The sequence below is a fragment of the Variovorax boronicumulans genome, from assembly GCF_030812215.1.
Lineage (GTDB): Bacteria > Pseudomonadota > Gammaproteobacteria > Burkholderiales > Burkholderiaceae_C > Variovorax > Variovorax boronicumulans_C.
In genome coordinates, this window is sequence record NZ_JAUSSG010000006.1 from 172,329 (window position 1) to 192,039 (window position 19,711).

The window sequence follows — 19,711 nt, forward strand, 5'->3', positions numbered from 1 at the left end:
GGATTGTGGTTCTTTTGAAGAGCCAATCGCAAGCCTATTCTGAAGGCCTCAGAACGCTCACCGGAGTCTCGCCATGAACACCGAACCCGTCGCCAATCCGCAAGTGCACCCCGCCGAACGCCTGCCTGTGGGCCTGGCGTGGCTCGCGCTCGGCGCCTTCGCCATCGGCACCGAAAGCTTCATGGTCGCGGGCCTGCTGCCAATGCTGGCGGCCGACCTGCAGGTGAGCGCCACGCGCGCCGGGCAGCTGGTGCTGCTGTTCGCCCTGAGCTATGCGATCGGTTCGCCGGTGATGGCCGCGCTGTTCGCGCGCTTTGGCCGACGCCCGTTGCTGATTGCCAGCCTTGCGGCGTTTTCGGGCATCACGCTGGCGGCGTCGATGGCGGACGGCTTCGCGCAGTTGGCGCTGGCGCGGATCGCACTGGGGTTGGTGGCGGGCGTGTTCCTGCCGACCGCGAGCGCGGTGGCCGCGTCGATGGTGTCGCCCCCGCTGCGCGGCCGGGCGCTCGCCATCGTGTCGGGCGGCGGCACGGTGGCGGTGGCGCTCGGCGTGCCGCTGGGCGCGTGGATCGCAGGTTGGGGTGGCTGGCGCACGGCCTACCTGCTGATTGCCGCGGTGGCGGCGCTGGCCACCTGGGGCCTGGCTGCCGGTTTGCCGCGCGGGCTGGCGTCGGCACCGGCAGCCACTGTCGCGCGCACGTCGTCGTTCTCGGTGGCACGCGAACCCGGCGTGCTGCCGGCGCTGCTGACCACCATGCTGTGGGCGACGGGCGGATTCAGCTTCTATACGTACATCGCGCCGTTCCTGTCCGGCACGTTGGATTTCGGCGCCGAGGGTGTCGGCGCGGTGTTCTTCGCGATCGGCATCGCGGCGGCCATCGGCACCGCGGCCGGGGGCTGGGCGACCGACCGCTTCGGCGCCGATCGCATGGCCCAAGGCTTCGCGCTGATGCTGGTGTTGATTCTGGGGAGCCTGTCGTTCTCGGCGCAGATGCTGTCGCGCGAACTGGCGCTGCCGCTGATCGTCGGGCTGTCGGCGCTCTGGGGCTTTGCGGGCTGGGGCTTCGGCCCGGCGCAGGCGGTGCGGCTGATCCGCCTCGCCCCGGAGCGCGCGCCGATGACGCTGTCGCTCAACGCCTCGGCGGTCTACCTTGGCATCGCGGCGGGATCGGGGCTGGGCGGCATGGTGATCGAATGGGTCGGCGTGAGCGCCGTGGGGTGGGCCGGCGCGGCCTGCCAACTCGCGGGTTTGGGCCTGCTGTTGCGCGCCGCCCACAGGTCGCAGGCTGCGCTTTCTGCGCCGACATCGCCGCTGGCTGCCTGATTGCGCCGGGTTTCGCTATATTTTCAATAGCAAACTTCGCAGAAGCGACCGTCCTTCGCGGGGCCGTGCAGGCCCCGCTTGCTTTGAAGACGAGCAACTGTCATGCCCGTCAAGCTATAATCGCGGGTTCGTTTCGATACCACGACGAAGCACTTCGTCAAATTGCCGGCTGACCTGCACTGTCCCTTGGATTCTTCAGGCCCCCACACTTTCAGCCGGCTTCACAGTGTGTTGGAGCGCCAGACCGGGCGCCCATGATTGCCACCACTGCCTTCGTTCTTGTTGAAGCGAATAGCGCGTCCGCCGCGCCATTCCGGCCGGCCCACGCCCGTTTTCAATTATTTTTCAGGCACTTCGCGTTCAACATTCGCGCGCTGTGCCAAGGCTTCATGGACATCATTCAACACAGTATCGCGGTGGGCAAGTACCTTGTTTCCCCGCTCATTCGACACCAGGACGACGGCAACTACGCCGCCTCCGTCTCGATCCGCTCCGGCCACGGCAGCGGCATGCACGACCGCGTGATGCGTTTCACGCCGCGTTTTGCGAGCCACGCCGCCGCCCTGCGCTACGCCATCGACCAGGGCCTTTGCTGGGTGCGCGAGCGCAACACGCGCCAGGCACCGCTCGCCTTGCCGTGCGCAGGCTGAAACAATCACGCCCATCTTCACATCCAACACACATCGAACGAGATTCAGAGGTAACCAAGCATGCCCAAGGAAGAACTGATCGAAATGAACGGCGCAGTGACCGAAGTCCTGCCCGACTCGCGCTACCGCGTCACGCTGGACAACGGCCATCAGCTGATCGCCTACAGCGGCGGCAAGATGCGCAAGCACCACATCCGCATCCTGGCGGGTGACAAGGTGTCGCTCGAACTCTCGCCCTACGACCTGACCAAGGGTCGCATCACCTTCCGTCACCTGGAACGTCGCGGCCCGCCGCCGACCTCCGGCGGCAACAACTCTCCCCGCCGCTGATCCGCGACGGACACGAGGCCTTGCGGCACCCCGCGAAGGGTGCCGCAAGGCCTTTGTTTTTCCCGGGCCCCGGCTGCTGAAACGATGACCACGACCAATTCCACAGCCGACGGCGCCCCGACCGACAACGGCTTTGCCACCCTGGCGCTTTCGCCCCAGATGCTGGCCAACCTCACCCAGCTCGGCTACACGCAGATGACGGCCATCCAGGCCGCCGCCCTGCCGCCGGCGCTGCTCGGCAAGGACCTGATCGCCCAGGCCAAGACCGGCAGCGGCAAGACCGCCGCCTTCGCCCTTGCGCTGCTTTCCAACCTGAACCCGCGCCGCTTCGCCATCCAGGCGATGGTGCTGTGCCCGACGCGCGAGCTGGCAGACCAGGTCACGACCGAGATCCGGCGCCTTGCGCGCGCGGAAGAAAACATCAAGGTGGTCACGCTCTGCGGCGGCGTCGCGCTGCGCGGGCAGATTGCCAGCCTGGAGCACGGCGCGCACATCGTCGTGGGCACGCCGGGCCGCATCATGGACCACCTGGAGCGCGGCAACCTCGACCTCTCGGCGCTCAACACGCTGGTGCTCGACGAAGCCGACCGCATGCTGGACATGGGCTTCTTCGACGACATCGTGAAGGTCGCGCGCCAGTGCCCGAAAGAGCGCCAGACGCTGCTGTTCTCGGCCACGTACCCCGAAGGCATCGCCAAGCTCGCGCAGCAGTTCATGAAGAGCCCGCAGCAGATCACGGTGCAAGCGCAGCACGAAGGCAGCAAGATCCGCCAGCGCTGGTACCAGGTGAAGGACAGCGAGCGGCTGCACACCGTGAGCCTCTTGCTCGATCATTTCCGCCCCGTCAGCACGCTGGCCTTCTGCAACACCAAGCAGCAGTGCCGCGACCTCGTCGAAGTGCTGCAGGCGCAGGGCTTCAGTGCGCTGGCGCTCTTCGGCGAGCTGGAACAGCGCGAGCGCGACCAGGTGCTGGTGCAGTTCGCCAACCGCAGCTGCTCGGTGCTGGTGGCCACCGACGTCGCGGCGCGCGGCCTGGACATCTCGCACCTCGAAGCGGTGATCAACGTCGATGTGACGCCCGATTCCGAAATCCATATCCACCGCGTCGGCCGCACCGGGCGCGTGGGCCAGTCTGGCGACGCCGAGGGCCTGGCGCTCAACTTGGCCAGCATGAACGAGATGGGCAGCGTCGGAAAGATCGAGCAGTTGCAGGGCCGCGAATCCGAATGGCACGAACTGACCGAGCTCACGCCCGGCAAGGGCGCGCCGCTGCAGCCGCCGATGGCCACGCTGCAGATCGTGGGCGGGCGCAAGGAAAAGATCCGCGCCGGCGACGTGCTGGGCGCGCTGACCGGCGACTGCGGCTACACGAAGGAACAGGTCGGCAAGATCAACGTCAACGAGTTCTCGACGTACGTGGCGGTGGACCGCGCCATCGCCGCCGAAGCCGCGCGCAAGCTCGGCAACGGCCGCGTCAAGGGCAAGTCGGTCAAGGTCCGGCTGCTGACGCTGCAGGACCAGTAACCGCCACCGGCTGCGGCGTGGCGAGTGCCGCCGCATCGCCATGCGCCGAGGTCGGCGCCACCGGTGCATCGAGCACCGGTGCAGGCGCCTTCATCGACGGCTCCTGCCGCGCCAGTTTCGCGGCGAGCCGGAACGCCACCATCACCGCCAGCAACCCGAAGATCGACGAGCCCACGGCCTGCCCGATCAGCACGCCGGCCGCGCCGTGGTGCGAGCCCCACCAGGCGAACGGAATCGTGCCCAGCGTGGCGCGCCCCCAGTTGAAAAAAGTCGACAGCAGCGGATGCCCGAGGTTGTTGAACGACGCGTTCGCCACGAACAACCCACCCGCAAAAAAGAAGCTCGCCGCGAGCCAGGTGCAGAAGAGCGCGATCAGCTCGGCCGCTTGCCCCTCGGCCGAGAACGCGCGAATCAGCGCGCCCTGTCCCAGCGCCAGCACCAGCCAGGCGACGGCCACCGAGGCCACCATGAAGAGCAGGCTGTCGCGCAGCCCTTCCTGCACGCGGCGGTACTGCCCGGCGCCCAGGTTCTGCGCGAGGATCGGCCCGACCGCGCCGCTCAACGCGTAGACGAGCCCGAAGGCCACCGGGCTCAAGCGGTCGATGGTGGCCGCGCCCGCCACAGCAGACGGGCCGAACTGGGCGATCGAATGCGTGACGAACGCCGCGCCCACGGGCGTCGCGAGGTTCGTCAATACCGCCGGCCCCGCAACGCTCGCGAGGGCACGCGCGTCGCCGGCCAGTTGCGCCGCCTCGAAGCGCCCGAGCATCCGGTGCTTCACCATCACACCATGCAGCCCGATCGCCGCAAGCACCATGCGCGAGACCACCGCACTGATGGCAGCACCGTCGAGCCCCAGCCCGAAACCGAAGATCAATATCGGATCGAGCACCGCCGTCACGAAGGCCGCCGCGAGCGTGACCGTCATCGAGCGACGCGCATCGCCGATGGAGCGCAGGAGCGCCGAGCACGCCATGCCGAGGCCCAGCAGCGGCAGCGTGTGCACCGTCACCGCGAGATAGCGCTGCGCAAGCCGCGCCGTCTCGCCCTCGGCGCCGAGCGCGTGCAGGGCGGGGTGCAGGAAGAAGGCCGTGCCGCTGCCCACCACCACCGAAGCAGCCGTCATCAGCACGAGGCTGGACGTGGCGATGCGCCGCGCATCTGCCGCGCGGCCGGCGCCCACCGTGCGCGACACCACGGCCGCGATGCCGATGGTCAGCCCGATGCACAGCGACGCATGAAAGAACCCCACGACGCCCGCGAAACCGACGGCCGCCGCAGTCTCTTTCTCCCCGAGCAGCGAGATGTAGAAAAGGTTGATCAGGTCGACCGCGAACACGGCGATCAACCCGATGGCGCCGGTGCCCGCCATCACGCAAACGTGGCGCAGCAGCGACCCCGAAACGAAGCGCGGACGCTCGACGGCACCCGCCGTTTCGGTTATTGGCATATGAAATCCTCGATGTGGCCTAATTGCGGGTTCGAACATTACTTTTACCCGAGCTTTTCATGCCCAAGACATTCCGTACCGAAGCCGAACGCGTTGCCACCCCGAAGCCGACGCCGCTGCCCGGCTACACGCTGCCCAAGTCCGGTGGCGGCCAGAAGGTCAGCCTGGAACGTGGCACCGCAACGCGCAGCAAGAAGAACCCTGGCAAGCGCGCCAAGAAGGGCGGCTGATCCAGCCCATCTGGCTCCCCGGGAGCCACGACGAACGCGCCCTTGGGCGCGTTTTGTCATTGGGCCAGCCATAAAGCCGCGAACAAAGCTGCCATGTCCGACGACAACCAGATCTTCATTCCGCCCTCGTTCTTCGCGGTCTACAGCGACGTGCGCCAGCGTTTGAGCGAACCGATCGGCGTGGTGCGCGAGCGCTACGAGATCTGCGAGGACCTGGCCAACCACCTCGTGGGCCACGCGCAGATCCAGCACCACACCGAGGTGCCGGTCGAAAGCGAGATCCTGCGGCGCATCCACGCGGGGCTCGCGACGCCGGAATCCGGCGTGTCGCCCGCCGAGGCTGAATGGATCGTGCAGCGGCTGGCCGAACTGTTGGGCTGGCCCGGCCCCGAGCCGGCAGCCTCAGGTGACTGACCCGCAGACGCCGCCTGCCGGCCGATGTGCCGGCAAGTCGCCCGGCGCCCGGACACCAGGTCGCCTCTCCAGGAAGTCCGGGTCATGACCCGCCGAACCACCGACGTTCTCCTCACCGCCACCGCGCCCGCCATCTGGGGCAGCACCTACATCGTCACCACGGAACTTCTGCCGCCGAGCTACCCGTTGACGGTCGCGCTTCTGCGCGCGCTGCCGGCGGGGCTGTTGCTGCTGCTGATCGTCCGGCAGTTGCCCAAGCGCGCATGGTGGGGCCGCATCCTCGTGCTCGGTGCGCTGAACTTCTCGATCCTCTGGGCGATGCTGTTCGTCGCGGCCTACCGGCTGCCGGGCGGCGTCGCGGCGACGATCACCTCGGTGCAACCGCTCTTCGTCGTGTTCCTTGCGAGCCTGTTCCTCGGCTCGCCGATCCGCGCGCTGTCGATCGCGGCGGCGGTGGTCGGCATCGGCGGCGTCGCGCTGCTGGTGCTCACGCCGAATGCCGCGCTCGATGCGCTCGGCATCGCCGCGGCCCTTGCAGCCGCGGTGTCCATGGCCGTCGGCACGGTGCTCGCCCGCCGCTGGCAGCCGCCGGTTTCGGCACTGGTCTTCACGGCCTGGCAACTCACTGCGGGCGGGCTCCTGCTGCTGCCGTTCGCGTTGCTGATGGAGCCACCACTGCCCGCGCTCACCGTGCAGAACTGGATCGGCTTCGCCTGGCTCGGCCTCGTGGGCGCCGCGCTCACCTACATCGTGTGGTTTCGCGGCGTGGCGCGGCTGGAGCCTTCGGCGGTCGCGCCGCTGGCCTTCCTGAGCCCAGTGACGGCGGTGATCCTCGGCTGGGCGCTGCTGGGGCAGAGCCTCTCGATGCTGCAGGTCGCGGGCATCGGCATCGTGATCGCGAGCATCTGGCTGAGCCAGCATGCGCAGCGCGGCGCGCAGCCGCCGGTGCTCGCGAAACCCGCGACGCGCTAGCTAGCCGATCAAGTGACGGGCCGCGCCGCCGTCGCCTGCCTCAAGAGGTGCAGGTAGCCAGCCTGCACTTCCATCCGATCGGTGATGCCCCGGCGCAGCAGCAGGCGATGCGCCTTCGGCAGCGCCCAGCAGGGCAGGCTGGTGAACATGTGGTGTTCGCAGTGGTAGTTGACCCAGTAGGGCGCAATGAAGATGCGCTCGATCAGGTTGGCATGCGTGGTGCGCGCCTGGCGCAGCGGATCGGCCTCGTTCTGCGCGACCAGCGCATGCTCGGCGATGTTGCGCACGCGGCTCACGAGCGGCAGCCACGTCGCCATCGGCAGCAGCCACATCAGCACCCAGGCCCACCAGTAACCCGCCACCGCAAAGGCCAGCAAGCCGAGGCCGTTGCCGACGAGGAAGCGCCTGTCTTTCGCGATCTCGCGGCCGAACACCTTGAGCGCCGATTCGCCCGGCGCGCGATTGCGGATGCCCTCGGCGATGTGCCCGAAGCGCTGTTTGTAGAAGGTCTGCCCGCTCAGGTCGCGCACGACCTTGCGCCACATCGATTCGCGCGTGATCGGAAAGGGCGCCGACAGCACAAGGTCCGGGTCTTCGGTCTGCTGCACGAAGCGGTGGTGCTGCAGGTGATAGGGGCGGTAGTCGCGAAGGGTGTACGAGCACAGCCAGTGGCCGACCCAGTCGTTGACCTTGCGGCTGCGGTGCAGGCCCGCGTGCGCCGCGTCGTGCATGAGGATGAAGAGCCCCAGCTGCCGCGCGCCGACGACCGGCACCATGAGCGGAATGGTCCACGGCCACACGATGCCCGCGAGCATCGCGGCGCCGATCACGCCCCAGCAATGCGCCACCAGCCACAGGCCCTTCCATGACGAACGGCTGGTGAGCGACTGCCACTCTTCGGGCGTGAAGAAGTCTTCGGGTTGGGCACGGGGTGCGACGGCCATCGGGCCAGTATGCGCCGGGGGCCGCGGCAAATCACGCGTAGTTCCCCCGTAGTCCTTCGACCTATTTGTCGATGATCTTGCGAGCGAAAAGCTCCAGGTAATCCATGAGACGTTCGGCGCCTGCAACCGCTGCGGCTTCGTCGCCGGTCGCGATGCCTTGCGCAAGTTCGAGGTGCGCGTTCGCGCCTTCGACGATCTCGCCTTCGTGCTGGTAGGCGTACCAGAAGCGGCGGCATTGCACGATGGGCGGGATCACCGCCTTCACCGCCGAATCGTTGTGGCTCGCCTGGTGGTTGACGAGGTCCAGCGCGTGGTCGGCGCGCATGTAGTCGGTCAGGTCGCCGCGGCCCGCGGCCTCGACCATCGCCTCGGCGCAGCGCACGATGTCCTTGCGCTGCAGCGCGGTCGCCCGGCGCGCCGAGCAGGCCGCGATCACGCGCTCGAGCACGCGCCGGGTCTGGATCACGTCCAGGTGGTCGGCCAGGTCGATGGCCGACACCAGCAAACCGCGGCGCGGCTGCTGCACGATGAGCCCGATCGACACCATGCGCATCAGCGCTTCGCGCACCGGCGTGCGGCCGAGGCCGGTGCGCTCGGCAAGGTCGGCCTCGACGATCTGGCTGCCGGGCTCCAGCTGCATGGTGGACAGCAGCGTCTCGATGGCGTCGTAGGCCACGTCGGCGGCACGGCGCTTGGGCGGGGGGCGGGGGGAGGTCTTCGCGGGGGCCATGGTTGTCTTTGGATGCGGCCTCATTGTCGGTCGCCATCCTCGCTGACCAAGCCGGCCAGTGTCGCGATGCGCACCGGCGACAGCGGCGGGCGCGGCGCGGGCGGCGTCCAGCCGAAGAGGAATTGCGCCGCATCGCCGCACACGCGGCCCTGGCAGGCGCCCATGCCGCAGCGGCGATGCAGCTTGGCATCGGTCCAGCCGGTGCAGTCCGCGAGCGCAGAGAAGGGCACGTCTTCGCAGCGGCACACGAGGGTGTCGGGCTGCGGCATCTGCCGGATCTCGGGGGCCAGCGCGAAGCTGCGGTGCAGTTGCGCGGCGAAGGCGCTCCAGCGGGCGCGTTCGGCTTCATGCTGCTTCGCGGCCCGCTCGTTGCCGACGGCGGTGTAGCCGGCGATGGTGCCCTGCGCGAGCGCGCGTTCGCTGCCGCCAAAGCCGGTGCATTCGCCGGCGGCGTAGACGTCGCTCAGGCTGGTGAGCTGCCGCGCATCGACAACCAGCGCCGGTGCGCCTTCGGCCGTGAGGGTGCAGCCGAGCAGGCGGCCGAGCTGCGTGTTGGGCGTGAGGCCGAAGCCGCAGGCCACGCGATCGCAGGCGATCTCGACTTCGCGACCGCCTTGAAGAAGCCGGACCGACTCGACCTGCGTGCTTCCCCGTGCCGAGGCGATGCGTGACGACGTGCGGTACTGCGGATCGGCCAGCATCACCGACTGCGCGGCCTTGCCCGGCCAGCGCCAGAGGTTCGCGGCGAAGCCCGCTACCGCCGCGAACGAAGCCTGCTCGGCAATGCGCGCGACCTTCGCGCCGGCAGCACGCGCAGTGGCAGCGGCAGCAAGCAGCAAGGGACCGCTGCCCGCGATCACGATGCGCTCGCCTTCGACCGGCAGGCCCGCCTTGATGAGCGCCTGCAAACCGCCCGCGCCCGTCACGCCGGGCAGCGTCCATCCCGGAAAGGGCAGCAGCAGTTCGCGGGCGCCGGTGCAGAGGATCAGCTTTTTCCACTGCACGCGCCAACCGCGTTCGGCATCTTCGAGCAGCAGTTCGTTGCGCGCGGGCACGGCGATCACGCGCGTGCCGCTGCAGACGCGAATGTTGGCGTGGCGTTCGAGCGCATCGCGCCACTTGCGCGCGGCCGCGGGCAGCGATGCGCCGGGGCCGTCGCGCCAGATCTGTCCGCCGGGCACGGGGTTGTCGTCGATCACGACGATCGATGCGCCGCTTGGTGCGGCAGCGACTGCCGCCGCCATGCCGGCAGGACCCGCGCCGACGATCAGCACATCGCAATGTTCGAGCGCGGTCATTCCGAGGTCTCCACGCGCATGCCTTCGCCGCAGACCGTCTGGCAGGCGAGCCGTCGGCGGCCGTCGATCAGCACGCGGCATTCCTGGCACACGCCCATGCCGCAGAACGGCGCGCGCGACTGGCCCGTGACGGAAGTGCGCGCCGCGCCCATGCCGCCGGCCACGCGCAACGCGGCAGCGACCGAACTGCCCGTCTTCACGCGCACGAGATTGCCGTCGATGTGCAGCAGGGTGTGACCGGTCATTGATGCACCCTTGGCGCTGCGCGCCTTCCCGCCAAGCGGGAGCGAGCTTGCTTGGGGCGGCCCGGCGCGGCGCTCATGCCATCTCCAGCAGGCCGCGCGGCGCATAGGGCGCTGCATCGAATTCAGGTGCGGCGCCCGTCATCAGCGCCGCGAGCAAGTGCGCGCTGCCTGGCGCGGTGGTCACGCCCAGGCCTTCGTGGCCGACGGCGAGCCAGAGCTTCTCGCGCCACGGATGCTTGCCCAGCAGCGGCAGGCCATCGGGCGACGCGGCGCGCATGCCGGTCCACGCGCGCACCGCGTTGAGGTTCGCGAGCCCCGGCAGGTAGTCGAGCGTGCGCTGCAGCATGCGCGCGAGCATCGGCGCTTCGACGGCCGGGTCGGTGGTGTCGAACTGGCGCGAGGAGCCGACCAGCAATTGCCCCGTGGGCCGCGGCTGCACGTTGAACGCGACCGAGTCGCCGTCGCTGTGGTGCGCGCTGGTCACGTAGCCGAGCTCGACGAGCTGGTGGTGCACCGTGCCCGGATAGCGGTCGGTGATCAACAGGTGGCCCTTCTTCGGGCGGATGGGGAGTTCGGGGCAGAGCGTCGTCGCCTCGATGCCGTTGGCCAGCACGATCTGCGGGGCGGTGCGGCGGGTGCCATCGGCAAGGCGCAGCGTGCCGTCGTCTTCGATGGCATCGACCTTCGCGTGCTCGATGCGGATCGCATCGCCGCCTTGAGCGAGCAGCCAGCGCGCAGCGTTCGGTGCATAGAGGATGCCGTCGCCCGGCACTTCGAGTGCGCCTGCCAGGCCTTTGCGCAGCGCGGGTTCGGCGCGCGCCAATGCGGCGGCATCGAGCAGGCGGCTGGCGATGCCGTCCGCACGCAGCCGTTGCTGCTTGCGCTGGGCTTCGGCCATTTCTTCTTCGTTCGCCGCGATCCAGAGCGTGCCGCAGGCGCTGTACGCACAGTCTTCGGGCATGCGGGGCGCGAGGGCGCGCCATCGCGCCGTCGAATCGCGGCTCAGTGCGAGTTCGGCCGGGTTGTCGTCCATCACCACGAGGTGGCCCATGCCGGCGCCGGTGGCACCGCCGATGCGCGCATCGAGCACCAGCACCTTGCAGCCGGCCTGCGCCAGCGCATGTGCGCAGGCAGCACCGACGATGCCGGCGCCGATGACGATCGCATCCGCGTTCATGCCAGCGGCGTCAGAGCCGGATGCCCCATCCGAACGGGTCTTCGTCGTCGACCAGCAGCGTGGCTTCGGCGCTGATGTGCGCGCGGCCTCGCAAAGTGGGAATGACCTTGTCGCCGTCCATCGTGTAGCTGGCCTCGAAGCGGCTGCCGATCACGCTGGCCTGCGTCCACACCTCGCCCGGCGCGAGCTTGCCGTCGGCGGCCAGGCAGGCGATCTTGGCGCTGGTGCCGGTGCCGCACGGGGAGCGGTCGTAGGCGTTGCCGGGGCACAGCACGAAGTTGCGGCTGTCCGCGCCTTCGTCATCGTTGGCGAAGAGTTCGATGTGGTCGATCTCCGCGCCGTCCGCGCCCGTGATGCCCTGCGCTGCGAGCGCCTTGCGCAAGGCGGCGGTGTAGTCGGTCAGCGCCGCGAGGTTGTCGCTCGCCACGCGTTGGCCGTGTTCGCTCACCAGGAAGAACCAGTTACCGCCCCAGGCCACGTCGCCGTGCACGACGCCATGGCCCGGCAGCTCGACCGCCACCTGGTGCAGGTGCCGGTACGCCGGCACGTTGCGCACGCTCACCGAGCCGTCGGCATGCAGCGTGGTCGTGACCGTGCCGACCGGCGTCTCGATGCGGTGCTCGCCCACGCCGATGCGCCCCATGTGCGCCAGGCTCGCGACCAGCCCGATGGTGCCGTGGCCGCACATGCCCAGGTAGCCGGCGTTGTTGAAGAAGATCACGCCCGCGGCGGCATCGGGCGACACCGGCTCGCACAGCAGCGCGCCGACCACCACGTCGCTGCCGCGCGGCTCCAGCACGGTGGCCGCGCGCCACTTGTCGTGCTGGTCGGCCAGCAGCGCGCGGCGCTCGGCCATGCTGCCGCCACCCAGGTCGGGAAACCCGCCGATCACAAGGCGCGTGGGCTCGCCGCCCGTGTGCGAATCGACGATCTGGATGCGTTGCATGGGCTGTCCGTTCAGTAGCTGGCGATCGGCACGGGGGCCGCGTTCTTGAAGGTGAAGACGGTGATCGGGGCCTGCTTCATGTTGCCCTTGTCGTCATAGGAATAAGTCGCGGCCACGCCCTTGTAGGTGTCCTTGTAGAGCTGCGCACCCACTTTGTCGGGGTCGATGGAGTTGGCCTTCTTCATCGATTCGCCGATGAACAGCACCTGGTCGTAGTACGAGGCGGCGTAGGCATCCGCATCGGCGTTGAAGCGCTTCTTGAACTTCTCCTTGAAGGCCGGGCCGCTCTGCGCTTTTTCGAGGATCGAGCCGCCCTGCGCGCAGTACACCAGGTCGTTGACCGCGTCGCCGCCGAGCTTGCCGGTGGCGGGGCTGCAGACGGTGTCGCCGCCCAGCAGCTTGCCGGGCACGGCGAGTTGCTTCATCTGGCGTGCCATCGGCGCGGCCTGCGGCGCGTAGCCGCCGAAGAAGATGGCCTCGGGCGCCTTGGCCTTCATGTTGGTGAGGATGGCGGTGAAGTCCACGGCCTTGTCGGTGGTGAATTCCTTGCCCACGACCGTCAGGCCTTGCTTCTGGGCTTCCTTGGTGAACTCGTCCGCGAGGCCCTGGCCGAAGGCGGTGCGGTCGTCGATCACGCCGACCTTCTTCACCTTCAATTCCTTGGCCGCGTACACGGCCATGCTGGAGCCGATCTGGTTGTCGCTCGCGATGATGCGGTAGAGGTTCTTGTAGCCGCCCTGGGTCACCTTCGGGTTGGTGCCCACGGTCGAGACCATGGTGCCGCCGTCGCTGTAGATGCGCGAGGCCGGAATCGCCACGCCCGAGCAGTACGGGCCCATGACGAACTTGACGCCGTCGTCCACGAACTTCTGCGCCACGGCCACGCCGGTCTTGGCATCGCACTGGTCGTCTTCGGAGACCAGCTCGAACTTCAGCGTCTTGCCGCCGACGCTGAGCTTCTTGGCGTTGAGCTCCTCGATCGCCAGGCGCACGCCGTTTTCATTGTCCTTGCCCGCGAACGCGTTGGGACCCGAGAGGGGACCGCTGTGGCCGATCTTGACGACCTGCTCCTGCGCGCTGGCCTGGCCTGCGACGGCGAGCGCCACCAGGCCGATGCCGCCGATGAATGGAACCATGCTTGCTTTTGTCTTCATGCTTCTTCCTAGGTTGGGACAATGAAAGGGCGGTTATTACACAACCGATTGGTACTGCACCGGCCGCGTCGCGAGCGCCTTCTTCACGATGTTCTCGATGAAGGCGCGCTCCTCGCCGATGAGCGGCAGGCGCGGACGGCGCATGTGCTCGGTGCCCACGCCGACCAGGAGGTCGATGAGCTTGAGGTTCTGCACGAGCTTGGTCGATACATCGAGGTGCAGCATCGGCGTCATCCACTGGTAGAGCTTGAGCGCCTCGGCGAACTTGCCGGCCTTCATGAGGTCGTAGAGCGCCACGGTCTCGCGGGGGAACGCGCAGCCCACGCCGGCCAGCAGGCCATCGCAGCCGAGCGCCAGGCCTTCGTAGGCGAGGTCGTCCACGCCAAGGAACAGCTGGTAGCGGTCGCCCACCGTGTTGCGCAGGTCGGTGATGCGGCGGATGTTGTCGGTGCTCTCCTTGATGGCGGCGATCCACTCGCAATCGGCCAGCTCGACCATGTGCTCGGGCTTGAGGTCCACGCGGTAGGCCACCGGGTTGTTGTAGACCATGATGGGTTTCTGCGCGGCATTGGCGATGGTGCGCACGTTGAGCATGGCTTCGCGCGCGTCGGCCACGTAGATCACCGAGGGCATCACCATGAAGCCGGCCACGCCGAGCTTGTTGGCGCCGTCCACGTAGCGCAACGCTTCGCGGGTGCTGGTTTCCGACACGTTGGCCAGCACGGGGATGCGGCCGTCGGCGGCTTCGAGCGCGATCTTGGCGACCTGCAGCTTTTCTTCGAGCGTCAGCGTGCTGGCTTCGCCGAGCGAGCCGCAGGTGACGAGGCCGTGGATGCCGTTGCGGATCTGGAAGTCGATGTGGCGCGCGGTGCCCTCGGCATCGATGCTTTCGTCGGCGTGGAACTTGGTGGTGATGGCGGGGAAGATGCCTTGCCAGCGGGGATTGCTCACGGGTTCGCTCCTGGGGTGTGCGGTGGAAGGAGCCTACTCTAAATATATTTAACGTATATCGTCAATATGCGTGCAGCGGATCACCCCATTTGTTTCATCGGGGTTTGCCCTGAAATGGAGAGCCCGGCGCTGCGGGCCGCGGTGGTGCCTGAGCGGCGCCCGCTGTCAGTCGATCTTCGCGCCCGAGGCCTTCACCACCGCGCCCATCGCATCCCAGTCGGCGCGCAGCAGCTTCTGGAACTCCTCCGCGCTCTGGCTGCGCGGCTCCACGCCCAGCCGCTTGAAGCGCTCCTGGATCGCCGGATCGGCCAGCACCTTGTTGGCCGCGACGTTGATGCGCTCGACTTCCGCCTTCGGCGTGCCGGCGGGCGCCAGCAGCCCGATCCACGAATCGAAGGCGTAGCCCGGCAGGCCGCTCTCGGCCACGGTCGGCAGCTTGGGTAGGAAGGGGCTGCGCGACTGGCCCGTGGAGGCGAGCAGCTTCATGCGCGCGTCGTCCTGGAAGCCCATCACGCCGATGCTCGACGAGATGACCGCCTGCACCCGGCCCGCGAGCACTTCGTTGACGGCTTCTCCCGTCGACTTGGTCGGGATGTGCGTCATCTGCAAGCCGGCCTTCGCGAGGAACGACGCCATCGCCAGATGCGTGGCGCTGCCGTTGCCCGCCGAGGCGTAGTTGTACTTGCCCGGGTTGGCCTTCACCTCCTTGATGAAGTCGGCCGTACTCGACACGTTCATGCCGCTCGCCACCGCCAGCACGTAGCCCGCGTTGCCCACGTTCGCCACGCCGACGAAATCCTTCAGCGGGTCGTAGGGCAGCTTGCTGTAGAGGAACGCCGCGATGTTGTGGCTCGCGGCCGCGAGCACCAGCGTGCTGCCATCGGCCGGCGCCTTGGCCGCGATGGCGGCGCCCACGGTGCCGCCCGCGCCCGCGCGGTTCTCGACGATGGCGCTCGCATTGAGCGCCGCGCCCAGTTCGTTGTTGAAGGCGCGCGCCACCGTGTCCTGCACCGCGCCGGTGCCGAAGGGCACGATGATGTGAATCACGCGCTGCTGTGCGTGAGCGGCGCCGAAGCTGCAAAGGGCCACGGTGGCAGCAACCGCAGCCAGCGAACGTCGGGTGAACAGGGTGGAAGTCATCGTTGTGGCCGCTTTCATCATCAACAGGAAAGAAAAAATTCAGGTGCCCGACTGCAGCCAGCGCTGCACCAGCTTCACGAAGTAGCTGGCACCGATCGGTATGATCTCGTCGTTGAAATCGAACGAGGTGTTGTGAATGATGCAAGGGCCGGGCCCGTGGCCGTCGAGCCGGTGGTCGCCGTCGCCATTGCCCAGGAACGCATAGCAGCCGGGCCGTGCGAGCAGCATGTGCGCGAAGTCTTCCGCGCCCATCACGGCGGGGAAGTTGTCGGTGACCATGTCGTCGCCCACCACCTCGCGCATCACGCCCGCGGCGAAGCGCGCCTCGGCCGGATGGTTCACCGTCGGCGGCGAGGAACGGTTGAAGTACACCTCGGCCGTGCAGCCATGCGCCGCCGCCACGCCGGCCGCCACTTCGCGCAGCCGCGCCTCGAGCTTGTCGATGGCCTCGATGGAGAAGGTGCGGATCGTGCCGCCGACCGTCGCCACATCGGGAATCACGTTGGGCGCATCGGAGCCTTGCAGCTGAGTGACCGCGAGCAATGCGCGCTCGGTGCTGGGAATGGTGCGCGCCACGATGGTCTGCAACTGCTGCGCGAGCGTGACCACCGCGGCCACCGGATCGATGCCGGTGTGCGGCATCGAGGCGTGCGTGCCGCGCCCGCGCACGGTGATCTTGTAGGTGTTGCTCGACGCCATCAGCGCGCCTTCGTTGAGGGCGAAGCGGCCGACATCGCCGACCGGAAAGTTGTGCAGCCCGAAGACCGCGTCGCACGGAAAGCGCTCGAAGAGGCCCTCGTCGATCATCTTCTTGGCGCCGGCCTTGCCCATCTCCTCGGCGGGCTGGAAGATGAAATGCACGGTGCCGTCGAAATCATCCGGCCCCTGTTGCGACAGGTGCCAGGCGGCGGCCAGCAGCATCGTCGTGTGGCCGTCGTGACCGCAGGCGTGCATGCGGCCGGGGTTGGTCGACTTGTGGGCGAACTCGTTGGCTTCGTGCAGCGGCAGCGCGTCCATGTCGGCGCGCAGGCCGATGGTGCGGCTGCCCGTGCCCTTGCGCAGCACGCCGACGAGGCCGGTGCCCGCGATGCCGCGGTGCACCTCGATGCCCCACTCGGTCAGCAGGTTCGCGACCTTCTCGGAGGTGCGGTGCTCCTCGAAGCCGAGTTCGGGGTGGGCGTGGATGTCGCGTCGGATGTCTACGAAGCGGGCGGCGTTGCTGGCGAAAGCGTCGACGATGTTCATGGCGGGTGGGGGCTGCGGGGAGTCGTTCGAAGCGAACGATTCTGGCGCAGCCGCCCGCCGGGCGCACGCTGGTTTGCGCTGGGTCTGCAGGCCGATCAGCCCAGCCGGCCTTCCTGCCGCAGCTTCGCGCCGATGCGCCGGATCTCGGCCTCGCCCTGGTCGAGCGTCGCGCGGCTCGTGTGCACCGAGTAGTGCCCCATCACCAATTCATGCGGATGCTTCACGGCCGAGCCGAGCACGAACGACGTGTCGCCGCGGGCGACGAAGTCGATGGCCTCGCCGGACTCCTCGAACACCGCGAGTTCGCCGGTGTCGATGGGCTCGCCTGCATCGAGCCGCCCCGCATTGACCGCCACCCAGCCCACCGTGTGGCCGGCGGGCGGCGTGTAGCGCCAGTGCTCGCCGTCCTTCAATTGCACGGCCAGGTAGTTCATCGGCGCGGGTGCCGGAATGGCGCTCTGCGCCGCACCGTAGCGCCCGAGCAGTACGCGCGCCGGGCCCTCTTGCGGCACCTGCGAGGGCGCGAGGTAGATGCTTTGCGCGGGCGCGTTTTCTTCCGACGCGGGCAACGCCACCCAGAGCTGGAAGCCGCGCACGCGCTTCACGCCCGGCGCGGGCGCGCCGGTGTGCCACACGCCGTTGCCCGCGCGCATCCACTCGACGCCGCCGCCGCGCAGCACGCCCTGTTCGCCGGTCGTGTCTTCGTAGAGCGTGTCGCCTTCGATGAGCCAGGTCAGCGTGGCGATGCCCGAGTGCGGGTGCATGCCGAAGCCCTTGTGGCCGCCGCCGACATCGAAGCCGAACAGGTCCAGGAACACGAAAGGCTTGAGGAACTCGCCCAGATCGCCAGGGCTCATGAGCCGCGTGATCGGCCCGTGCTGCGCGCCGCGCGTGCGATAGACGATGGCGCGGGCTTCGGTGGCAACGGCGGTGCTCATGCGGCCTCCCTTGCTGTCTTCAGCGCCTTCGTCCACCACGCGAGGTCGTCCAGCATGCCGGTGGCGGCCTGCGCGAGGTGCGGGAAGTCGTCGAAGTTCTTGCCCTGCTGCCAGATACCCAGGAACTCGACCATGCCGATGTGCACGGCATTGCGCACGGGTGCCATCTGCATCTCGACCGCGACCAGCCGCAGTTGCTCGATCGCGCGCGCCGCACCCACGCCGCCGTAGCCCACGAAGCCGACGGGCTTGCGCACGAATTCCTTGTAGGCCCAGTCGATCGCGTTCTTCAGCACCGCGCTCGGGCCGTGGTTGTATTCGGGCGTGACGATGACCAGCCCGTCGAAGGTGGCCAGCTTGGCCTGCCAGCGCTGCGCGGCCTCGTTCTTCACCGGGCCCCAGGCGGGCGCGCCGGCTTCGTTGAAAAAGGGCAGCGGGTGGTCGCGCAGGTCGACCAGTTCGAAGGCGAGGTCGGTGCGCTGCTTCGCGATGTCGTGGATCCATTGCGCGGGCTTCTCGCCGAAGCGGCCTTCGCGGGTCGAGCCGATGACGATGCCGATGAGGGGTTTTTGCTGTTGGGTCATGGGGTACTTGCTCCTGAATGGGGTGGGGAAGAAAGAGAAGGAAGAGGGATCAGGCCGCGATGGCAGCCGGCCGCGACACGGGCCGCAGCCGCCACGCCACGAAGGCCGAAAGCAGCATGAGAACGATGGCCGGCGCGGGGTTGCCGCCGATCAGCACGAGGTGCGTGGCCACGGCGCAGGCCATGGTCGCGGCCAGCAGCAGGCCGCCGAGGAAACCGGTCGCCGGCACGAGCAGCAGCAATGCGCCGCCGACCTCGACCGCGCCCGTCACATAGCGGAACCACTGGCCGAAGCCGATGGCGTCGAACACCTGGACCATCTGCGGCACGCCGGCCAGCTTGGCGGCGCCGGCCGCGCCGAAAGCCAGCGCCAGGAGGATGCGAACGCCCCAGACGATGCGGCGCTGGAGGGGAGAAAGAGAGGATGAGGAAGTCATGGGCACAAGGTTAGGGTCGCACCCATTGATCGACTAGACGGTAGAGTCGGATTGCACTCGTCCATCTAGCGAAGGAATCGACCCCATGCTCGACCTCAACGACATCGCCATGTTCGTGCAGGTGGTGCGCTACGGCAGCTTTGCCGAAGCCGCACGGCGGCTCGGCCTGCCGCCCAACACGGTGAGCCGGCGCATCCAGCAACTCGAGGCGCAACTGGGCACGCGGCTGATGCAGCGTTCGACCCGCAAGCTCACGCTCACGAGCGCCGGGCAGGCGTTTCACGAGCGCTGCGCGGGCGCGGTCGATGGACTGGTCGAAGCCGGGCAGGCACTGATCACCGGCAGCCAGGAGCCCAGCGGGCTCGTGCGGGTGGCGGCGACGGCGGATTTCTTCGACTTCTTTCCGATGGAATGGGTGGCGGACTTCTTGGCGGCGAATCCGCTGGTGCGGGTCGACTTCGTGCTGAGCGACGCGAAGGCCGACCTGATCGCCGAGCAGATCGATGTGGCGTTCCGCGGCGGGGCGCAGCCGGATTCAGGCTACATCGGGCGAAAGCTGCTGGGGCCACGCACGGACGGCATGGTCGCGAGCCCCGCGTACATCGCCGCACGCGGGGCGCCTGCGACGCTGCAGGACCTGGCGGACCACGACTGCGTGACGGCGGCGCACCCGAGCGGGCGGGCGACCTGGCGGCTGGTCGGGCCGGACGGGACGGAGGAGGAAGTGCAGGTCACCGGACGCTTCAGCGGGAACACGGCGCAGGCGCTGAGGAGGGCGGCGGTGGCCGGTCTTGGGATCGCGCTGCTGCCCCCGTCGATGGGGCGGCTGGATGTGGAGGCGGGGCGGCTGGTGCCGGTGCTGCCGCAGTACCAGCGCACGGGGCAGGGGCTGACGGTGCTGTATCCGAGCCGCAAGCACCTGCCGCTGGCGGTGTCGGCGTTCATCGGGATGGTGATGGAGAAATTGAATACGGTGGAAACGCTGCCAGACGCGTTTCGCTCCTGGAAAACCTCAGACCGACGGTGAAT

Annotated in this window: 22 protein-coding genes; 8 read left to right on the plus strand and 14 right to left on the minus strand. The window is 68.4% G+C overall.

The genetic code is table 11. The features are described 5' to 3' along the window. The first annotated feature begins 73 nt into the window (after nucleotides 1–73). From J2W23_RS17410 to dbpA, 4 genes are all read left to right on the plus strand, one after another. Nucleotides 74–1,324, plus strand: a complete 1,251-nt coding sequence (locus J2W23_RS17410; RefSeq protein ID WP_307649606.1) for an MFS transporter — start codon at nucleotides 74–76, stop codon at nucleotides 1,322–1,324. A gap of 389 nt (nucleotides 1,325–1,713) precedes the next feature. Next, a complete protein-coding gene (locus tag J2W23_RS17415) occupies nucleotides 1,714–1,974 on the plus strand; it encodes a hypothetical protein (RefSeq protein ID WP_176661357.1) in 261 nt (86 codons plus the stop codon). 60 nt (nucleotides 1,975–2,034) lie between these two features. Continuing rightward, nucleotides 2,035–2,304 carry a translation initiation factor IF-1 gene (gene infA, locus J2W23_RS17420; RefSeq protein ID WP_013544282.1) on the plus strand — a complete coding sequence of 90 codons (270 nt, stop codon included), beginning with the start codon at nucleotides 2,035–2,037 and terminating at the stop codon, nucleotides 2,302–2,304. A gap of 84 nt (nucleotides 2,305–2,388) precedes the next feature. Further along, entirely contained in the window at nucleotides 2,389–3,828 is a 1,440-nt protein-coding gene (dbpA, locus tag J2W23_RS17425) for an ATP-dependent RNA helicase DbpA (RefSeq protein ID WP_307649607.1), read from the plus strand. Here the strand turns inward: dbpA and J2W23_RS17430 are convergent. Beyond that, nucleotides 3,794–5,278: an MATE family efflux transporter gene (locus J2W23_RS17430; RefSeq protein WP_307649608.1), complete on the minus strand. Its 1,485-nt coding sequence runs from the start codon at nucleotides 5,276–5,278 to the stop codon at nucleotides 3,794–3,796. The two genes, dbpA and J2W23_RS17430, sit on opposite strands and share 35 nt — an antisense overlap. A gap of 59 nt (nucleotides 5,279–5,337) precedes the next feature. Here J2W23_RS17430 and J2W23_RS17435 point away from each other — a divergent pair, with 59 nt between their 5' ends. From J2W23_RS17435 to J2W23_RS17445, 3 genes are all read left to right on the plus strand, one after another. Further along, on the plus strand, nucleotides 5,338–5,508 hold the full coding sequence (locus J2W23_RS17435; RefSeq protein ID WP_172672148.1) for a hypothetical protein: 171 nt from the start codon (nucleotides 5,338–5,340) through the stop codon (nucleotides 5,506–5,508). A 93-nt stretch (nucleotides 5,509–5,601) separates the two neighbouring features. Beyond that, nucleotides 5,602–5,922 (plus strand): hypothetical protein, encoded by a 321-nt coding sequence (locus J2W23_RS17440; RefSeq protein WP_307649609.1) that lies wholly within the window; start codon nucleotides 5,602–5,604, stop codon nucleotides 5,920–5,922. 84 nt (nucleotides 5,923–6,006) lie between these two features. Next, nucleotides 6,007–6,894 (plus strand): EamA family transporter, encoded by an 888-nt coding sequence (locus J2W23_RS17445; protein ID WP_307649610.1) that lies wholly within the window; start codon nucleotides 6,007–6,009, stop codon nucleotides 6,892–6,894. 8 nt (nucleotides 6,895–6,902) lie between these two features. Here the strand turns inward: J2W23_RS17445 and J2W23_RS17450 are convergent, their stop codons facing one another. The 13 genes from J2W23_RS17450 to J2W23_RS17510 form a co-directional block, all read right to left on the minus strand. After that, entirely contained in the window at nucleotides 6,903–7,838 is a 936-nt protein-coding gene (locus J2W23_RS17450) for a fatty acid desaturase family protein (protein ID WP_307649611.1), read from the minus strand. Nucleotides 7,839–7,899: 61 nt separating this feature from the next. Further along, nucleotides 7,900–8,568 carry a GntR family transcriptional regulator gene (locus J2W23_RS17455; protein WP_307649612.1) on the minus strand — a complete coding sequence of 223 codons (669 nt, stop codon included), beginning with the start codon at nucleotides 8,566–8,568 and terminating at the stop codon, nucleotides 7,900–7,902. A gap of 20 nt (nucleotides 8,569–8,588) precedes the next feature. Next, on the minus strand, nucleotides 8,589–9,866 hold the full coding sequence (locus J2W23_RS17460; protein WP_307649613.1) for an NAD(P)/FAD-dependent oxidoreductase: 1,278 nt from the start codon (nucleotides 9,864–9,866) through the stop codon (nucleotides 8,589–8,591). Continuing rightward, nucleotides 9,863–10,111: a 2Fe-2S iron-sulfur cluster-binding protein gene (locus J2W23_RS17465; protein ID WP_307649614.1), complete on the minus strand. Its 249-nt coding sequence runs from the start codon at nucleotides 10,109–10,111 to the stop codon at nucleotides 9,863–9,865. Before J2W23_RS17465 ends, J2W23_RS17460 begins: the two co-directional genes overlap by 4 nt. 73 nt (nucleotides 10,112–10,184) lie before the next feature. Next, the gene (locus tag J2W23_RS17470; RefSeq protein ID WP_307649615.1) at nucleotides 10,185–11,288 is read right to left on the minus strand and encodes an NAD(P)/FAD-dependent oxidoreductase; all 1,104 of its coding nucleotides are present in this window, start codon (nucleotides 11,286–11,288) and stop codon (nucleotides 10,185–10,187) included. Between the two features lie 10 nt (nucleotides 11,289–11,298). Continuing rightward, entirely contained in the window at nucleotides 11,299–12,234 is a 936-nt protein-coding gene (locus J2W23_RS17475; protein ID WP_307649616.1) for a 4-hydroxyproline epimerase, read from the minus strand. A gap of 11 nt (nucleotides 12,235–12,245) precedes the next feature. Further along, entirely contained in the window at nucleotides 12,246–13,388 is a 1,143-nt protein-coding gene (locus tag J2W23_RS17480; RefSeq protein ID WP_176661196.1) for a branched-chain amino acid ABC transporter substrate-binding protein, read from the minus strand. Between the two features lie 36 nt (nucleotides 13,389–13,424). Further along, entirely contained in the window at nucleotides 13,425–14,339 is a 915-nt protein-coding gene (locus tag J2W23_RS17485) for a dihydrodipicolinate synthase family protein (protein ID WP_176661195.1), read from the minus strand. A gap of 165 nt (nucleotides 14,340–14,504) precedes the next feature. Then, nucleotides 14,505–15,479, minus strand: a complete 975-nt coding sequence (locus J2W23_RS17490; RefSeq protein ID WP_307649617.1) for a tripartite tricarboxylate transporter substrate-binding protein — start codon at nucleotides 15,477–15,479, stop codon at nucleotides 14,505–14,507. Nucleotides 15,480–15,518: 39 nt separating this feature from the next. Then, on the minus strand, nucleotides 15,519–16,724 hold the full coding sequence (locus J2W23_RS17495) for a M20 aminoacylase family protein (RefSeq protein WP_307649618.1): 1,206 nt from the start codon (nucleotides 16,722–16,724) through the stop codon (nucleotides 15,519–15,521). 95 nt (nucleotides 16,725–16,819) lie between these two features. Continuing rightward, nucleotides 16,820–17,662, minus strand: a complete 843-nt coding sequence (locus J2W23_RS17500; protein WP_307649619.1) for a pirin family protein — start codon at nucleotides 17,660–17,662, stop codon at nucleotides 16,820–16,822. Further along, nucleotides 17,659–18,246, minus strand: coding sequence for an NADPH-dependent FMN reductase (locus J2W23_RS17505; RefSeq protein ID WP_307649620.1), 588 nt, complete (start codon nucleotides 18,244–18,246; stop codon nucleotides 17,659–17,661). The genes J2W23_RS17500 and J2W23_RS17505 overlap by 4 nt, the downstream gene beginning before the upstream one ends. Nucleotides 18,247–18,295: 49 nt before the next feature. Beyond that, nucleotides 18,296–18,682 carry a DoxX family protein gene (locus J2W23_RS17510; RefSeq protein WP_307649621.1) on the minus strand — a complete coding sequence of 129 codons (387 nt, stop codon included), beginning with the start codon at nucleotides 18,680–18,682 and terminating at the stop codon, nucleotides 18,296–18,298. A gap of 85 nt (nucleotides 18,683–18,767) precedes the next feature. On the opposite strand from J2W23_RS17510, the gene J2W23_RS17515 reads away from it, so the two are divergent. Next, nucleotides 18,768–19,709: a LysR family transcriptional regulator gene (locus J2W23_RS17515; RefSeq protein ID WP_307649622.1), complete on the plus strand. Its 942-nt coding sequence runs from the start codon at nucleotides 18,768–18,770 to the stop codon at nucleotides 19,707–19,709. Nucleotides 19,710–19,711: the final 2 nt, after the last annotated feature.

What these genes read in the sequence shown, in the direction of transcription:
- J2W23_RS17410 (WP_307649606.1), top strand. Translation starts at nt 74, where the DNA reads ATGAACACCGAACCCGTCGCCAATCCGCAAGTGCACCCCGCCGAACGC.
- J2W23_RS17415 (WP_176661357.1), top strand. Translation starts at nt 1,714, where the DNA reads ATGGACATCATTCAACACAGTATCGCGGTGGGCAAGTACCTTGTTTCC.
- infA (WP_013544282.1), top strand. Translation starts at nt 2,035, where the DNA reads ATGCCCAAGGAAGAACTGATCGAAATGAACGGCGCAGTGACCGAAGTC.
- dbpA (WP_307649607.1), top strand. Translation starts at nt 2,389, where the DNA reads ATGACCACGACCAATTCCACAGCCGACGGCGCCCCGACCGACAACGGC.
- J2W23_RS17430 (WP_307649608.1), bottom strand. Translation starts at nt 5,278, where the DNA reads ATGCCAATAACCGAAACGGCGGGTGCCGTCGAGCGTCCGCGCTTCGTT.
- J2W23_RS17435 (WP_172672148.1), top strand. Translation starts at nt 5,338, where the DNA reads ATGCCCAAGACATTCCGTACCGAAGCCGAACGCGTTGCCACCCCGAAG.
- J2W23_RS17440 (WP_307649609.1), top strand. Translation starts at nt 5,602, where the DNA reads ATGTCCGACGACAACCAGATCTTCATTCCGCCCTCGTTCTTCGCGGTC.
- J2W23_RS17445 (WP_307649610.1), top strand. Translation starts at nt 6,007, where the DNA reads ATGACCCGCCGAACCACCGACGTTCTCCTCACCGCCACCGCGCCCGCC.
- J2W23_RS17450 (WP_307649611.1), bottom strand. Translation starts at nt 7,838, where the DNA reads ATGGCCGTCGCACCCCGTGCCCAACCCGAAGACTTCTTCACGCCCGAA.
- J2W23_RS17455 (WP_307649612.1), bottom strand. Translation starts at nt 8,568, where the DNA reads ATGGCCCCCGCGAAGACCTCCCCCCGCCCCCCGCCCAAGCGCCGTGCC.
- J2W23_RS17460 (WP_307649613.1), bottom strand. Translation starts at nt 9,866, where the DNA reads ATGACCGCGCTCGAACATTGCGATGTGCTGATCGTCGGCGCGGGTCCT.
- J2W23_RS17465 (WP_307649614.1), bottom strand. Translation starts at nt 10,111, where the DNA reads ATGACCGGTCACACCCTGCTGCACATCGACGGCAATCTCGTGCGCGTG.
- J2W23_RS17470 (WP_307649615.1), bottom strand. Translation starts at nt 11,288, where the DNA reads ATGAACGCGGATGCGATCGTCATCGGCGCCGGCATCGTCGGTGCTGCC.
- J2W23_RS17475 (WP_307649616.1), bottom strand. Translation starts at nt 12,234, where the DNA reads ATGCAACGCATCCAGATCGTCGATTCGCACACGGGCGGCGAGCCCACG.
- J2W23_RS17480 (WP_176661196.1), bottom strand. Translation starts at nt 13,388, where the DNA reads ATGAAGACAAAAGCAAGCATGGTTCCATTCATCGGCGGCATCGGCCTG.
- J2W23_RS17490 (WP_307649617.1), bottom strand. Translation starts at nt 15,479, where the DNA reads ATGACTTCCACCCTGTTCACCCGACGTTCGCTGGCTGCGGTTGCTGCC.
- J2W23_RS17495 (WP_307649618.1), bottom strand. Translation starts at nt 16,724, where the DNA reads ATGAACATCGTCGACGCTTTCGCCAGCAACGCCGCCCGCTTCGTAGAC.
- J2W23_RS17500 (WP_307649619.1), bottom strand. Translation starts at nt 17,662, where the DNA reads ATGAGCACCGCCGTTGCCACCGAAGCCCGCGCCATCGTCTATCGCACG.
- J2W23_RS17505 (WP_307649620.1), bottom strand. Translation starts at nt 18,246, where the DNA reads ATGACCCAACAGCAAAAACCCCTCATCGGCATCGTCATCGGCTCGACC.
- J2W23_RS17510 (WP_307649621.1), bottom strand. Translation starts at nt 18,682, where the DNA reads ATGACTTCCTCATCCTCTCTTTCTCCCCTCCAGCGCCGCATCGTCTGG.
- J2W23_RS17515 (WP_307649622.1), top strand. Translation starts at nt 18,768, where the DNA reads ATGCTCGACCTCAACGACATCGCCATGTTCGTGCAGGTGGTGCGCTAC.